This is a genomic window from Alcanivorax sp. HI0083 (genome assembly GCF_001635175.1).
Genome location: NZ_LWFX01000628.1, coordinates 1 through 679, shown reverse-complemented (window position 1 = coordinate 679; position 679 = coordinate 1). Strand labels below are relative to the sequence as shown.

General features: G+C 58.3%; 1 protein-coding gene. It reads right to left on the bottom strand.

Translation table 11 applies throughout. From position 1 onward, the window contains the following. A partial coding sequence (locus A3754_RS06285; RefSeq protein WP_197468512.1) for a DEAD/DEAH box helicase family protein occupies positions 1-679 on the bottom strand: 679 nt, incomplete at both ends.

The following is a 679-nucleotide window of genomic DNA, read 5'->3' as shown; positions in this document are numbered from 1 at the left end:
CTCGGCATCCTGAAACTTTTGCACCATGGCCGTGACAATGTCAGAGGCATCCTTGGTGAGCAGCTCTTTCAGCTTGGCCACCGAGTTGGCGTTATAGATGGTTTCGTTCTGGGCATCGCGGAAGGTGGCGGAAAGTTGGCTGTCCAGCTGGGTACGGTCGGTGACGAACACCAGCTTGTACTTCTGCAGTTCCGGGTCGCGGCGCATCTTCACCGCCAGCATGACCATGGTCAGCGACTTGCCCGAGCCCTGGGTGTGCCACACCACCCCGGACTTTTCTTTACGGGTAGTGCCGTGCTTCAGTCGCTCGATCACCTTGTTCACTGCCCGGTACTGCTGGTAACGGGCCACCTTCTTGATCAGGCGGCCTTCCACCGGTTCAAACAGGATGAAATTGCGGATCAGGTCGAGAAAGGTGTCGTGGCTGAACATGCCCATCAGCAGGCGTTGCTGAGCGGTGATATCGCTCTGCACCGCTTCGCCTGCACCATTGGCCGCTTCCCCTTCACCAGTAAGAATGGCCTTCACCTGTTCCAGATAGGCCGTGGACGGCACATCTTCAATCTTGCTGGCGGCATTCCCGTCGGTCGTTACTCTCCCAGCCTCCGGCTTCGCCAGCACCCCACGGATATCCGCATCCGTATAGGGGTAAGCATCCTTCCAGTCGCCGTAATGCTGG